General features: G+C 58.3%; 13 protein-coding genes. 12 read left to right on the top strand and 1 reads right to left on the bottom strand.

Translation table 11 applies throughout. The annotated features are described in order from the left end of the window. Window positions 1-261 precede the first annotated feature (261 nt). The 6 genes from CJF39_RS01360 (at window position 262) to CJF39_RS01335 (ending at window position 5,586) form a co-directional block, all read left to right on the top strand. The gene (locus CJF39_RS01360) at window positions 262-1,125 is read left to right on the top strand and encodes a YicC/YloC family endoribonuclease (protein ID WP_094991808.1); all 864 of its coding nucleotides are present in this window, start codon (window positions 262-264) and stop codon (window positions 1,123-1,125) included. Window positions 1,126-1,138: 13 nt separating this feature from the next. Next, a complete protein-coding gene (gene gmk / locus CJF39_RS01355; RefSeq protein WP_094991807.1) occupies window positions 1,139-1,759 on the top strand; it encodes a guanylate kinase in 621 nt (206 codons plus the stop codon). 168 nt (window positions 1,760-1,927) lie between these two features. Then, window positions 1,928-2,191: a DNA-directed RNA polymerase subunit omega gene (gene rpoZ / locus CJF39_RS01350; protein ID WP_016782707.1), complete on the top strand. Its 264-nt coding sequence runs from the start codon at window positions 1,928-1,930 to the stop codon at window positions 2,189-2,191. A gap of 60 nt (window positions 2,192-2,251) precedes the next feature. Further along, window positions 2,252-4,357, top strand: coding sequence for a bifunctional GTP diphosphokinase/guanosine-3',5'-bis pyrophosphate 3'-pyrophosphohydrolase (gene spoT / locus CJF39_RS01345; RefSeq protein ID WP_047278746.1), 2,106 nt, complete (start codon window positions 2,252-2,254; stop codon window positions 4,355-4,357). 34 nt (window positions 4,358-4,391) lie between these two features. Next, window positions 4,392-4,772 carry a RidA family protein gene (locus CJF39_RS01340; protein ID WP_019828190.1) on the top strand — a complete coding sequence of 127 codons (381 nt, stop codon included), beginning with the start codon at window positions 4,392-4,394 and terminating at the stop codon, window positions 4,770-4,772. 70 nt (window positions 4,773-4,842) lie between these two features. Then, the gene (locus CJF39_RS01335) at window positions 4,843-5,586 is read left to right on the top strand and encodes a hypothetical protein (protein WP_094991806.1); all 744 of its coding nucleotides are present in this window, start codon (window positions 4,843-4,845) and stop codon (window positions 5,584-5,586) included. A 45-nt stretch (window positions 5,587-5,631) separates the two neighbouring features. Here CJF39_RS01335 and CJF39_RS01330 read toward each other — a convergent pair whose 3' ends face one another. Continuing rightward, window positions 5,632-6,489, bottom strand: coding sequence for an SDR family oxidoreductase (locus CJF39_RS01330; protein ID WP_094991805.1), 858 nt, complete (start codon window positions 6,487-6,489; stop codon window positions 5,632-5,634). A gap of 185 nt (window positions 6,490-6,674) precedes the next feature. Here CJF39_RS01330 and exbB point away from each other — a divergent pair, with 185 nt between their 5' ends. The 6 genes from exbB to CJF39_RS01300 all read left to right on the top strand — a co-directional run bounded on the left by exbB (window position 6,675) and on the right by CJF39_RS01300 (window position 13,494). After that, window positions 6,675-7,670, top strand: coding sequence for a tonB-system energizer ExbB (gene exbB / locus CJF39_RS01325; protein WP_094991804.1), 996 nt, complete (start codon window positions 6,675-6,677; stop codon window positions 7,668-7,670). Window positions 7,671-7,676: 6 nt separating this feature from the next. Continuing rightward, on the top strand, window positions 7,677-8,102 hold the full coding sequence (gene exbD, locus CJF39_RS01320; protein ID WP_047278735.1) for a TonB system transport protein ExbD: 426 nt from the start codon (window positions 7,677-7,679) through the stop codon (window positions 8,100-8,102). Beyond that, window positions 8,099-8,848, top strand: coding sequence for a TonB family protein (locus tag CJF39_RS01315; RefSeq protein WP_094991803.1), 750 nt, complete (start codon window positions 8,099-8,101; stop codon window positions 8,846-8,848). Before exbD ends, CJF39_RS01315 begins: the two co-directional genes overlap by 4 nt. Before the next feature lie 162 nt (window positions 8,849-9,010). After that, window positions 9,011-9,931 (top strand): hydrogen peroxide-inducible genes activator, encoded by a 921-nt coding sequence (locus tag CJF39_RS01310; RefSeq protein WP_047278730.1) that lies wholly within the window; start codon window positions 9,011-9,013, stop codon window positions 9,929-9,931. 8 nt (window positions 9,932-9,939) lie between these two features. Then, window positions 9,940-12,015, top strand: a complete 2,076-nt coding sequence (recG, locus tag CJF39_RS01305; RefSeq protein WP_094991802.1) for an ATP-dependent DNA helicase RecG — start codon at window positions 9,940-9,942, stop codon at window positions 12,013-12,015. 78 nt (window positions 12,016-12,093) lie between these two features. Beyond that, on the top strand, window positions 12,094-13,494 hold the full coding sequence (locus CJF39_RS01300) for an aminoacyl-tRNA deacylase and HDOD domain-containing protein (protein ID WP_094991801.1): 1,401 nt from the start codon (window positions 12,094-12,096) through the stop codon (window positions 13,492-13,494). Window positions 13,495-13,535: the final 41 nt, after the last annotated feature.

Below are 13,535 nucleotides of genomic sequence, written 5' to 3'. Positions count from 1 at the left end.
AACTGGCGAGCATTATAAAGGCCATACACCGGCAGGGTCACATCTAAAACCTCCCCGCATTTTGTAGGAGGCAACTGTTTAGACTTTCAACGGGCGCGTTTCAGGGCAAATCAGCATTGCGTGCGGCTTTCCAATTCCCGGCTGGCTTATGAGGTCGCGAGTTTTGCGACAGACGTCATTTGGGGGCATACCCCGCACTGCGCTACAATCCGCCGCCTTAATGGCCGCTTGGCTTCATTCATCGGATCGCGAGGTACCTCCATGGTGCATAGCATGACCGCCTTTGCCCGCGTCGAAAGCGCTGGCACTCAAGGCACCCTTAGTTGGGAGCTGCGCTCGGTCAACAGCCGCTACCTGGAGCCGCATCTGCGTCTGCCCGAGTCTTTTCGTGACCTGGAAGGCGCTGTGCGCGAAGCGCTGCGGCAGGGTATTTCCCGAGGTAAGCTCGAATGCACGTTGCGTTTCACTGAGGAGACCACGGGCAAGCCGTTGCAAATTGATCGTGAACGCGCCGCACAACTGGTCGCGGCCGCAGAGAGCGTCGCAGGCCTCATCAAGCACCCCGCTGCGTTGAACCCTTTGGAAGTGCTGGCATGGCCGGGCGTTCTGGTGGCTGACGCCGCGGATCCGCAAGCGTTGAACTCACAGGCATTGGCCTTGTTCAAGCAAGGTCTGCAAGAGCTTAAAAACGGGCGTGAGCGGGAAGGTGCCGAGCTGGCTCGACTCATCACTGATCGTCTGGCCGCCATCGAAAGTGATGTCGAGACCTTGCGGGAGCTAGTCCCTCAGATGCTGGCCACCCAGCGTCAAAAGGTGCTCGATCGCTTTGCTGACATGAAGGCTGAAATGGACCCACAGCGCCTTGAGCAGGAAATGGTCATGCTGGCGCAAAAAAGTGACGTGGCCGAAGAGCTTGACCGTTTGAGCACTCACCTCCTGGAAGTGCGGCGCGTGCTCAAGTCGGGGGGTGCTGCTGGTCGGCGCCTCGATTTCCTGATGCAAGAGCTCAACCGTGAAGCCAATACATTGGGCTCCAAAGCGTTTGATCCCCGCAGCACACAAGCAGCGGTCAACCTCAAAGTGTTGATCGAGCAGATGCGCGAACAAGTACAGAATATTGAGTAAGGCTTCCCCTGACATGACCCACAGCACTGGCACCCTTTACATCGTTTCTGCACCTTCGGGTGCAGGAAAAACCAGCCTGGTAAAGGCGCTGATCGACCTTGAGCCGCAAATCCGCGTCTCGGTTTCGCATACCACGCGGGCGATGCGTCCGGGTGAAGTGGACGGCGTGAACTATCACTTCGTCGAGCGCGAAGAGTTCGTGAAAATGATCGAGCACGGCGACTTTCTTGAGCGCGCAGAAGTGTTCGGCAATCTCTATGGCACTTCCCAAAGCCATTTGCAGCAGACTCTGGATGAAGGTCACGACCTGATTCTGGAAATCGACTGGCAGGGCGCCGAACAAGTGCGCAAGTTGATGCCTCAAGCACGCTCGATTTTTATCCTGCCGCCCAGCCAGCAAGCATTGCGTGAGCGTCTGGATAATCGCGGGCAGGACAGCGATGACATCATTGACGGCCGCATGCGCGAAGCAGTGAGTGAAATGAGTCACTATGTCGACTATGACTACCTGATTATCAATGATGACTTTGCGCTGGCGCTGGAGGACTTGAAGGCTATTTTCCGTGCCAATCGCCTGCAGCAGAAGCGTCAGCAGCAGCGTTATGGCAAATTACTGGCCGAACTGCTCGGCTAAAGGGCTCTTCCCAAAACCCCTGTAACGCCTTTACATTGGCGCTTACAGACGGTTTCGGGAGGGCGCTTGAAAAATCAGCGCTTCCCTAATGGCTGGTGATTTTTTAAACTGTTCAGTCCGCTCGCCCATCCGGGCAGCGCGCATATTGCATTTGCTACGAGGAAGACCATGGCCCGCGTAACCGTTGAAGACTGTCTAGAACACGTGGATAACCGCTTTGAGCTGGTCATGCTGTCTACCAAGCGTGCCCGCCAACTGGCCACCGGTGGTAAAGAGCCGTTGGTTCAGTGGGAAAACGACAAACCTACTGTTGTTGCCCTGCGTGAAATCGCTGAAGGCCTGATGAGCTACGAGTTTATCGCCAACGCTGAAATCGTCGAAGACGAACCGCTGTTTGCAGCGTTCGAGGACGAGTCCAACGAGGCGAACTAAGCCTATGCCCGGTCGACGTAGCACGGCGAAGGGTCCAAAGTTTTGGTCGGAGGTTAACTCTTGCCGAGCATAGACGCCCTCGCCGATCGCTTGTCGGCGTACCTCGGCCCGGACCAGGTCAATCTGGTCCGCCGAGCGTACTACTACGCAGAACAAGCCCACGACGGCCAGCGCCGACGTAGCGGCGAACCTTATGTCACGCACCCGCTGGCAGTCGCGAATATTCTTGCCGACATGCACATGGATCATCAAAGCCTGATGGCGGCGATGTTGCACGACGTAATCGAAGACACCGGTATTGCCAAAGAGGCGCTCGTCGCGCAGTTCGGCGAAACCGTGGCAGAACTGGTTGATGGCGTCAGCAAGCTGACCCAGATGAACTTCGAAACCAAAGCCGAAGCCCAAGCCGAAAACTTCCAGAAAATGGCCATGGCCATGGCGCGGGATATCCGTGTGATTCTGGTCAAACTGGCTGACCGTCTGCACAACATGCGTACCCTCGAAGTGTTGTCCGGTGAAAAACGCCGACGGATTGCCAAGGAAACCTTGGAAATCTATGCGCCCATTGCCAACCGGCTGGGCATGCACAACATTCGAATCGAATTCGAAGACCTCGGTTTCAAAGCGATGTACCCGATGCGCTCGGCGCGCATCTATCAAGCCGTTAAACGTGCTCGGGGCAATCGCAAGGAAATCGTTAACAAGATCGAAGAATCGCTGAGTCACTGTCTGGCCGTTGACGGCATTCAGGGCGAGGTTAGCGGTCGCCAGAAACACATCTACGGCATCTACAAAAAGATGCGCGGCAAGCGTCGGGCATTCAACGAGATCATGGACGTTTACGCGTTCCGCATCATCGTCGACAAGGTCGATACCTGCTATCGCGTGCTGGGTGCTGTACATAATTTGTACAAACCCCTTCCGGGGCGCTTCAAAGACTACATTGCCATTCCCAAGGCCAACGGCTATCAATCGCTGCATACCACGCTGTTTGGCATGCATGGCGTACCGATCGAGATTCAGATCCGTACCCGTGAAATGGAAGAAATGGCCAACAACGGTATTGCCGCCCACTGGTTGTACAAATCCAGTGGCGACGAGCAACACACCGGCACCCATGCCCGAGCACGGCAATGGGTCAAAGGCGTGCTTGAAATGCAGCAGCGCGCAGGCAACTCCCTTGAATTCATTGAAAGCGTGAAAATCGACCTGTTTCCGGACGAGGTTTACGTGTTCACCCCCAAAGGCCGGATCATGGAGCTGCCAAAAGGCTCCACGGCGGTCGATTTTGCGTACGCGGTACACACTGACGTGGGCAACAGTTGCATTGCCTGTCGGATCAATCGTCGTCTTGCACCGCTGTCCGAACCGTTGCAAAGCGGCTCCACGGTCGAGATTGTCAGCGCGCCCGGCGCCCGTCCGAATCCGGCCTGGCTCAACTTTGTGGTGACAGGCAAAGCCCGTACCCACATCCGTCACGCCCTGAAGTTGCAGCGTCGTTCCGAGTCGGTGAACCTTGGCGAGCGATTGCTGAACAAGGTACTTAACGGCTTCAACAGCTCGCTGGACAAGATCCCGGCCGAGCGTGTGCAAGCGATGCTCAACGAATATCGCCTGGAGCAGATCGAAGATTTGCTCGAGGACATCGGCCTGGGCAATCGCATGGCTTACGTCGTCGCTCGCCGCCTGATGGGCGAAGGCGAACAGTTGCCAAGCCCGGAAGGGCCGCTGGCCATCCGGGGGACAGAGGGCTTGGTGCTCAGCTACGCCAAGTGCTGTACGCCAATTCCGGGCGACCCGATCGTGGGTCATTTGTCTGCGGGCAAAGGCATGGTTGTGCACTTGGACAACTGCCGCAATATCAGCGAAATCCGCCATAACCCAGAGAAGTGCATCCAGCTTGCATGGGCCAAGGATGTAACGGGCGAATTCAACGTCGAGTTGCGCGTCGAACTGGAGCATCAGCGCGGCCTGATCGCGCTGCTGGCCAGTAGCGTCAACGCTGCCGACGGTAACATCGAGAAGATCAGCATGGACGAACGCGATGGTCGAATCAGCGTGGTCCAACTGGTGGTCAGCGTGCACGACCGCGTGCACCTGGCTCGCGTGATCAAAAAACTGCGTGCCCTTACCGGGGTTATCCGCATCACTCGGATGCGTGCATAGGCCGTCTACCGGCGGCCATTACAAGGAGTCAAACATGACCAAGACTGTTATCACCAGCGACAAGGCACCTGCCGCCATCGGTACTTATTCCCAGGCGATCAAAGCTGGCAATACCGTCTACATGTCCGGTCAGATCCCGCTGGACCCAAAAACCATGGAGCTGGTTGAAGGCTTCGAAGCCCAGACCATCCAGGTGTTTGAGAACCTGAAGTCGGTTGCCGAAGCGGCCGGTGGTTCGTTCAAAGACATCGTCAAGCTGAATATTTTCCTGACTGACTTGAGCCACTTCGCCAAGGTCAACGAGATCATGGGCACGTACTTCGAACAACCTTACCCGGCACGTGCCGCCATTGGCGTTGCAGCCCTGCCAAAGGGTTCGCAGGTTGAAATGGACGCTATTCTGGTTATCGAGTAATGCCCCTCGGCGCAGCGTCTTCATGCTGCGCCAACTCCCCCGCTTTTCCCCGTTTTAAAAGGATTCCACCATGCGCAAAGCGCTAGCCTTGTCACTGCTCACCGTTTTTCTGGGTGGCTGTGCCAACGAACCCGCCCACCGCGATGTCAGTGGTATCTGGATCAACCAGGCTGCGATTGATGCAGCTGCCAAGGGCGGCAACCTGCGTGAAGCATTGCTGACGTACGGCCCCAACCTCGAGTGGGACATTGACACCCAACGCGCTCAAGCTCGCTATACCAATGGATTCGAGCGGGTCGAAGGCAAATTACAGCCTGAAGAAAAGGGTGTGTGGCAGGTCAATTTTTATGGCAGCGCCGCAACGGCCTTGAGTGTGGATGGTGATGAGCTGATCCAGTCTGCGGCTGACGCCGATCCTCAGCAATCATTCGTGCGGTCGGGCGTCAATGTAATGGCCGATGACCCGCTTGGCACCAGCTTTGAAAAAGCGCTCAAATCAGCCTATCTGGGTGGCCAGTGGCGCATTCAAAGTGGCATGGGGAAAGGTGGCACTGTTACGTTTTCCCCGGGTGGCCAGCTGACGGGGTTGCCCGGCATGAATGCCTACGCTCTCTGTTTGGCGGGCGATTGTGCTTCGATGAGCGGTGAATACGACAGCTTGTGGCTGCAGCAAGGAGATGCGGGGGCTGCGCACATTTTCGTGCGTAAAGGTAAGCAGCTCGAAATCTTTGAAGCGCTGGATGCATCGCAACCCGACGAAATGCCCCAGTTGTATCCGGGCAAGCGTGAATGGGTGCTTGAAAAACAGGGCTAGAGCGTGTGCGGGAGCCTGCTCAACAGCTCCCGCCCTTGCCCATGATTAAGCCTGCCCTGCCAAAATTGCCGCATAGCCTTCACGGTAGCTCGGGTAGCGCGGTTCCCAGCCTAATGCCCTGACACGTGCGTTGCTGCACCGCTTGCTGCCTGCACGGCGCACGCTCGCTTCATCACTCCATTCAGTGACGCCCAGTTGCTTGCGCAGCCAGTCGACGACTTCTGCCAGCGACGCAGGTTCGTTATCGACGCCGATGTAACACGCGTCGAGCTTTTTGCCCTGTTGGTGGACTTCCAGCAGAAAGGCCAGCAACCCGCCCGCATCGTCTGCGTGGATTCGATTGCCATATTGCGGCGGATCATTCGCGACACGATAGCCCTTGCGCACTTGCCCCAGCAGCCACTCTCGGCCAGGTCCGTAAATACCGGTCAGACGTACAACGCTGGCGGAGATGCCGCTGTTCAATGCGATCTGTTCGGCCTCCAGCATGATGCGGCCTGAATAACGCGTAGCTTCGGTCGGTGAGTTCTCGTCGACCCATTCCCCTGCTTGTTGCACATAGACCCCGCTGCTGGAGACAAACAGCAAGTGTTTAGGGTGTTGGTTGTGCTGTTTGAGCCAGCTCAAGGTGTGGGTGAGGGCTTGCACATACGCGGCTTGATAGCCGGCTTCGTCATGCTCGGTCGCGGCCACACTATAGACAACGTAATCAATCTGTTCTGTGGGCCACTGGGTCGGGCACTGCGTGCTGAACAGGTCGGCTGCAACGCCGATCACGCCCTTGGGCAGTCGATCAATGGAGCGGCGCAACCCGTACACTTTCCAGTCGGCCTGCAATAACTGGGTGGCAAGTCGGCTTCCGACATCGCCGCAACCGACGATCAACACAGCGCCTTTGGTCATCTCAAACTCCTGGGGAAAAGCTAAAAAGCGGTACGAAAAGGTCAGACGTTGGTCGTGACATTGGAAAAAAACAGGTGCTATTGCTTTTGTTAACAAGAATTACTTGCAATAATAACGCATCATTTGTCCTTGGTCTTACACGCGTTGTAGGGCAAAACCTTAATACTTTCTCAGGTCCGGCTAGCATGACACGCAATCATTCCACCGCTTCGCCAACCCAGCCGTTGAGCCCGACACGCCTATGGCGTGCAGTGGCGGCGCTGATGTTCAGCCTGTTACTTGCTCCTGCTGCGGCGTTTGCCGATGAGCCAACGACGCCTGCTAACCAACCTGCTGCTGTCGCGGCTGCCCCGGCTGATACGGCGGCTCCTGTGGCGGCTCCTGGCGCAACCGAGCCTGCGCCCGCCGTTGACGCCCTTGCGGCGCCCGCGGACGAAACACAGCAAATTGTGGCTGAAGAAGGCAACAGCCTGGGCATGGCGCACGACCTGTCGCCCTGGGGTATGTACAAAAACGCCGATATCATCGTCAAAATTGTCATGATCGGCCTGGCAATTGCTTCGATCATTACCTGGACCATCTGGATCGCCAAAGGTTTTGAAGTGCTGGGCGCCAAGCGTCGTCTGCGTTCCGAAATCGCCAGCCTGAAAAAGGCCCGTACCCTCAAGGAAGCCAGTGAGTCGGCTGCCAAAGAAGGCACGCTTGCTCACTTACTCGTCCAAGACGCCCTTGAAGAAATGCGTTTGTCGGCTAACAGCCGGGAAAAAGAAGGCATCAAGGAACGTGTGAGTTTCCGTCTGGAGCGACTGGTAGCCGCATGCGGCCGCAACATGAGCAGCGGCACAGGTGTACTGGCCACCATCGGTTCGACAGCCCCGTTTGTCGGCCTGTTCGGGACCGTATGGGGCATCATGAACAGCTTCATCGGCATTGCCAAAACCCAGACCACCAACCTGGCTGTTGTAGCGCCCGGTATTGCCGAAGCCCTTCTGGCGACGGCGTTGGGCCTGGTTGCAGCGATCCCGGCGGTTGTGATTTACAACGTCTTCGCGCGCTCTATCACAGGCTACAAGGCCCAAGTGGCAGACGCGTCAGCCGAGGTGTTGTTGCTGGTAAGCCGTGACCTCGATCACCTGCCGCCTGAGCGCAGCTCGCAACCGCACATGGTGAAAGTGGGGTAATCGGCCATGGGCCTGCATTTAAAAGAAGGCGCAGACGATCTCGCCGAGAACCATGAAATCAACGTCACGCCCTTTATTGACGTGATGTTGGTGCTGTTGATCATCTTCATGGTGGCCGCTCCGTTGGCCACTGTGGACATCAAAGTGGACCTGCCTGCCTCGACTGCCAAGCCTGCCCCTCGTCCCGAGAAGCCGGTGTTCCTGAGCGTCAAGGCTGACCAGCGGCTGTTCCTTGGCGAAGAGCCGGTCTCGGTTGAAGCCTTGGGCCCGACCCTCGATGCCCGCACGCACAACAACAAGGACACGACTATCTTCTTCCAGGCCGATAAAGGCGTGGATTACGGTGACTTGATGAGCGTAATGGATGCATTACGCGCAGCCGGTTATTTGAAGGTGGGTCTGGTCGGACTTGAGACGGCAGCCAAGAAATGAGCATGACGCGCCAAAAGATGACGCGTTACGGAATCAGCCTGGCCGTGGTATTGGGCGTCCATGCAGTGGCGGTCATACTCGCCCTGCAGTGGTCTGCCCCGCGTGCGATCGAACTTCCGCCTCAGGCGATGATGATCGATCTCGCACCACTGCCGGCACCGCCTCCTCCTGCGCCGCCGAAAGTGGTGACACCACCACAGCCGCCGGCTCCAGTGGAAGAGTTGCCGATCCCCAAGCTGGCCGAAGCGCCCAAGCCGAAGATTTCCGTTCCTAAACCGGTCAAGCCCAAGCAGAAGCCGCAGCCTCCAAAGCCTGTGGAAAAGAAGCCGGACCCGGTCAAAGAGAAGCCTTCTGAAGAAAAACCGAGCGATGCGACGCCAACCAAGGCGCCGAGCGAGAAGTCTGCCGCCCCGGCACCGGGCCCATCGGCCCAGCAACTGGCTGCGAAGGCCAGTTGGGAAGGCGCGTTGCTGGCTCACTTGGGCAAGTACAAAAAGTACCCGCCTGCCGCTCAGTCGCGCGGAAAGGAAGGCCTGAACCGATTGCGCTTCGTGGTCGATGCCGAGGGCAAGGTGCTGTCCTATGAGCTGGTGGGGCGTTCTGGCAATGCTGATCTGGACCGGGCTACCCTGGAAATGATCCGCCGGGCACAGCCGCTGCCCAAGCCACCGGCAGACATGCTGACCAACGGCAGCATTGAAATTGTGGCCCCTTTCGTTTATTCGATAGATAAACGTCGGCGCTGACAGCTCAAAGGGCACCGCGAGGTGCCCTTTTTGCATCTACAGCCAAGAGAAAAACAGCACGGACATTGATTAGCGACTGTAGCTCTGTGGGTAATGTCTGATAACGTGCGTCTATCGATTGCAGCCGTTATGCTTTGGCCCGCAACCACATGGACGCCCGCTATGACTCTTACAGAATTGCGTTACATCGTTACTCTTGCCCAAGAGCAACACTTCGGCCATGCGGCTGAGCGTTGCCACGTCAGCCAACCGACCCTCTCGGTGGGTGTGAAAAAACTGGAAGACGAACTCGGTGTGCTGATTTTTGAGCGCAGCAAAAGCGCCGTGCGACTCACCCCTGTGGGTGAAGGCATTGTGGCCCAGGCTCAAAAAGTACTGGAGCAGGCGCAAGGCATTCGCGAGTTGGCGCAAGCGGGTAAAAACCAGCTGACTGCCCCGCTCAAGGTCGGCGCGATCTATACCGTCGGCCCATACCTGTTCCCGCATTTGATCCCGCAACTGCACCGGGTTGCCCCGCAGATGCCGTTGTACATCGAAGAAAATTTCACGCATGTGCTGCGCGACAAACTGCGCAACGGCGAACTGGACGCGATCATCATCGCCCTGCCGTTCCAGGAAGCCGACGTGCTGACGTTGCCGCTCTACGATGAGCCGTTTTACGTGCTGATGCCGAGCGAGCACCCGTGGACCAAAAAAGAAACCATCGACGCCAGTTTGTTGAATGACAAGAGCCTGCTGTTGCTGGGTGAAGGTCACTGCTTCAGGGATCAGGTGCTGGAAGCTTGCCCGACCCTGACCAAAGGCAATGACGGCGCCAAACACACCACAGTGGAATCCAGTTCGCTCGAAACCATTCGCCACATGGTGGCCTCGGGTTTGGGAATCTCGATCCTGCCGCTGTCGGCGGTGGACAGTCACCACTATTCCCCCGGCGTGCTGGCCGTGCGTCCACTGACGCCGCCTGTGCCATTTCGCACCGTAGCGATTGCCTGGCGTGCCAGTTTTCCCCGGCCTAAAGCCATTGAGATTCTCGCTGACTCGATTCGCCTGTGCTCGGTGGCCAAGCCGCCTGCTGCGACATAAGCGCTGCCATGACCGAGTTGTCGAAGGTATCGGTCACTGCGCTCAAGGGCGTGGGCGAGGCCATGGCCGAGAAATTGGCCAAGGTCGGGCTGGAAACCGTACAAGACGTATTGTTCCACTTGCCGCTGCGCTATCAGGACCGCACTCGCGTCGTGCCCATCGGCGCGTTGCGGCCGGGCCAGGATGCGGTGGTCGAAGGGCGGGTGATCGGCGCCGATGTGGTCATGGGCAAACGCCGCAGTCTGCTGGTACGGATCAATGACGGCACCGGCGGCCTGAGCCTGCGCTTCTACCACTTCAGCAATGCGCAAAAGGAAAGCCTCAAGCGCGGCACTGAAGTGCGCTGTTACGGCGAAGCGCGTCCCGGCGCATCGGGGCTCGAAATCTACCACCCGGAATACCGCGCCATCACGGGCGATGAGCCACCTCCGGTGGATACCACCCTGACCCCGATCTACCCCACGACGGAAGGCCTGACCCAGCAGCGGTTGCGTCAGTTAAGCCAGCAAAGCCTGGCCATGCTGGGGCCGCGAAGCCTGCCGGACTGGTTGCCGCCGGAGCTGGCCAAAGACTACCAATTGGCCCCGCTGGACGAGGCGATTCGTTATTTGCACCAGCCCCCGGCCGATGCGGATGTTGAAGAACTCGCCCTTGGCCATCATTGGGCTCAGCACCGGCTTGCCTTCGAAGAACTTCTGACCCATCAGCTGTCCCAACAACGCCTGCGTGAAAGCTTGCGTTCGCTGCGTGCCCCGGTTTTGCCCTTGGCCAAAAATCTGCCTGTGCAATTTTTGAACAATTTGGGTTTCTCTCCGACCGGCGCTCAAGTGCGCGTAGGCAACGAAATTGCCTACGACCTCAATCAGCATGAGCCAATGCTGCGCCTGATCCAGGGCGATGTGGGTGCCGGAAAGACCGTGGTCGCGGCCATGGCGGCCTTGCAAGCGCTGGAGGCTGGCTATCAAGTAGCATTGATGGCACCGACGGAGATCCTTGCGGAGCAACACTTCATCAGTTTCAAGCGTTGGCTCGAACCGCTGGGGCTTGAAGTGGCGTGGTTGGCCGGCAAGCTAAAGGGCAAGGCTCGCGCCTCTGCGCTGGAGCAAATTGCCAATGGCGCGCCCATGGTGGTGGGCACACACGCGTTGTTTCAGGATCAAGTGCAGTTCAAAAACCTGGCCCTGGTCATCATCGACGAGCAGCACCGTTTCGGTGTTCAACAGCGGCTGGCCCTGCGCAATAAGGGCGCGGGCGGTGTGATATGCCCGCATCAATTGATCATGACGGCAACACCTATCCCGCGCACGCTGGCCATGAGTGCTTACGCTGACCTCGACACGTCGATCCTCGACGAACTGCCCCCCGGCCGAACGCCCGTCAACACCGTGTTGGTGGTCGACACCCGGCGTGTCGAAGTGATCGAGCGGGTTCGCGCCGCCTGTGCCGAAGGCCGGCAGGCGTACTGGGTCTGCACCCTGATCGAAGAGTCCGAAGAACTGACCTGCCAGGCGGCAGAAACCACGTTTGAAGACCTGTCCAGCGCCTTGGGCGAGTTGCGCGTCGGGCTGATACACGGACGCATGAAAGCCGCAGAAAAGGCCGAAGTCATGGCGCGCTTCAAGGCGGGCGAGTTGCAATTGTTGATCGCCACCACGGTGATTGAAGTCGGGGTCGACGTACCCAACGCCAGCCTGATGATCATCGAAAACCCCGAGCGCCTTGGGCTGTCGCAACTGCACCAGTTACGTGGCCGCGTCGGGCGTGGCAGCGCCGTCAGCCATTGCGTGCTGCTGTACCATCCGCCGCTGTCGCAAATCGGCCGTCAGCGTCTGGGAATCATGCGCGAGACCAATGACGGTTTCGTTATCGCGGAAAAAGACCTGGAGCTGCGTGGCCCCGGCGAAATGCTCGGGACTCGGCAAACAGGCCTTCTGCAATTCAAAGTCGCGGACCTGATGCGCGATGCCGACCTGCTGCCTGCGGTTCGTGATGCCGCGCAAGCGCTCTTGGAGCGTTGGCCAGCCCATGTCAGCCCGCTGCTGGACCGATGGCTGCGACATGGTCAGCAATACGGGCAGGTCTAAAGCGCGTTCAGTAAATAGATCAGCGGCCGATTAACTGCCTGATAACCACATTCGAGTTGTAAGAACCGGACACACACCATGACTAAAGTCGCCAGCGTCTCAACCTCCCCGAGCACACCTTCCGTTATCCGGGAATTGCTCGGCGAGTTGGCCATCCCCTACCGGGAAGTCATTGACCACCCCGGCCTGAATCCCGCTCGCAAGGTTCAAGCCGCACTGCTCGATGATTCGGTAGGTGCGCTCATGGTGCTGTTCCCGCAGAGCCATTTGCTTGACCTCAATCGTTTGGCCGAGTTGACCGGTCGGCGGATGACGGCCGTGGCGCCCGCCGCGCTTGAACGCATGCTCGGCAAGCACGAACTGATGTTGTTGCCGGGGTTGCCAGCGCTCACCAGCTCGCCTTGTCTGTACGAAGAGCAATTGCTGCAACAACCGCTGTTGCTGATTAATGCAGGCGAGCCGGGTCTGTTGCTGGAGATTTCGCAGGAAGACTTCAAAAGCATGCTGACCAAAGCCAGCGCGGGCCGTTTTGCGGAACCGCTGGCGGCCATCAAGCTCAACCTCGACCGCCCCGATGACGACAGTGAGGCCATTACTGAGGCGGTGCATGCCTTTACCGCGCGACGCATTCAGCAGCGGCTGGAAGCCACCATCGAGATTCCGCCGTTGGCTGAAACCGCGCGCAAAATCATCCGATTGCGCGTCGATCCCAACGCCACCATCGACGACATCACCGGTGTTGTCGAAACCGACCCGGCACTCGCCGCTCAAGTGATGAGCTGGGCGGCGTCGCCGTATTACGCGTCGCCGGGCAAGATTCGCTCAGTAGAAGATGCAATCGTCCGCGTACTGGGTTTCGATCTTGTGATCAATCTGGCGCTGGGACTGGCCTTGGGTAAAACCTTGAGTTTGCCCAAGGATCACCCGCAATCGAGCACACCTTACTGGCAGCAGTCGATCTACACCGCAGCGGTGATTGAAGGGTTAACCCGCGCCATGCCCCGGGCCGGACGCCCTGAAACCGGCCTGACGTATCTGGCGGGCTTGCTGCACAACTTCGGTTATTTGCTGCTGGCCCACGTGTTTCCTCCGCATTTCTCGCTGATTTGTCGTCATCTGGAAGTGAACCCGCACGTCAGCCATAGCCTCGTTGAACATCATTTGCTGGGCATTACACGTGAGCAGATTGGTGCATGGCTGATGCGCTATTGGGATATGCCTGACGAGCTGTCGTCGGCACTGCGCTTCCAGCATGACCCGCATTACACCGGCGAGCATGCTCAGTATCCGAATCTGGTGTGTGTGGCCGTGGGCCTGTTGCGTAGCCGAAGCATCGGGCACGGGCCTTATGAGCCGTTGCCGGATGCGTTGTTCGAAAGCCTTGGCGTTACGCGCGAGAAAGCTGAAGACGTCGTCAGCAAGGTGCTGGAGGCCGAGGTGCTGCTGCGAGAGCTGGCGGCGCAGTTCAGTCAGGCGTAAAGCCAACGCGCCGCTAAATACCCTCTCCCGGCCGGAGAGGA

The sequence above is a fragment of the Pseudomonas lundensis genome (genome assembly GCF_002269125.1).
In the GTDB taxonomy this organism is placed as follows: domain Bacteria; phylum Pseudomonadota; class Gammaproteobacteria; order Pseudomonadales; family Pseudomonadaceae; genus Aquipseudomonas; species Aquipseudomonas lundensis_A.
Note: the sequence above shows the minus strand (reverse complement) of the source record. Positions and strands in the feature narration are given on the sequence as shown.

What these genes read in the sequence shown, in the direction of transcription:
- recG (WP_094991802.1), top strand. Translation starts at nt 9,940, where the DNA reads ATGACCGAGTTGTCGAAGGTATCGGTCACTGCGCTCAAGGGCGTGGGC.
- CJF39_RS01315 (WP_094991803.1), top strand. Translation starts at nt 8,099, where the DNA reads ATGAGCATGACGCGCCAAAAGATGACGCGTTACGGAATCAGCCTGGCC.
- CJF39_RS01310 (WP_047278730.1), top strand. Translation starts at nt 9,011, where the DNA reads ATGACTCTTACAGAATTGCGTTACATCGTTACTCTTGCCCAAGAGCAA.
- CJF39_RS01330 (WP_094991805.1), bottom strand. Translation starts at nt 6,489, where the DNA reads ATGACCAAAGGCGCTGTGTTGATCGTCGGTTGCGGCGATGTCGGAAGC.
- CJF39_RS01300 (WP_094991801.1), top strand. Translation starts at nt 12,094, where the DNA reads ATGACTAAAGTCGCCAGCGTCTCAACCTCCCCGAGCACACCTTCCGTT.
- CJF39_RS01340 (WP_019828190.1), top strand. Translation starts at nt 4,392, where the DNA reads ATGACCAAGACTGTTATCACCAGCGACAAGGCACCTGCCGCCATCGGT.
- CJF39_RS01360 (WP_094991808.1), top strand. Translation starts at nt 262, where the DNA reads ATGGTGCATAGCATGACCGCCTTTGCCCGCGTCGAAAGCGCTGGCACT.
- exbB (WP_094991804.1), top strand. Translation starts at nt 6,675, where the DNA reads ATGACACGCAATCATTCCACCGCTTCGCCAACCCAGCCGTTGAGCCCG.
- CJF39_RS01335 (WP_094991806.1), top strand. Translation starts at nt 4,843, where the DNA reads ATGCGCAAAGCGCTAGCCTTGTCACTGCTCACCGTTTTTCTGGGTGGC.
- gmk (WP_094991807.1), top strand. Translation starts at nt 1,139, where the DNA reads ATGACCCACAGCACTGGCACCCTTTACATCGTTTCTGCACCTTCGGGT.
- rpoZ (WP_016782707.1), top strand. Translation starts at nt 1,928, where the DNA reads ATGGCCCGCGTAACCGTTGAAGACTGTCTAGAACACGTGGATAACCGC.
- exbD (WP_047278735.1), top strand. Translation starts at nt 7,677, where the DNA reads ATGGGCCTGCATTTAAAAGAAGGCGCAGACGATCTCGCCGAGAACCAT.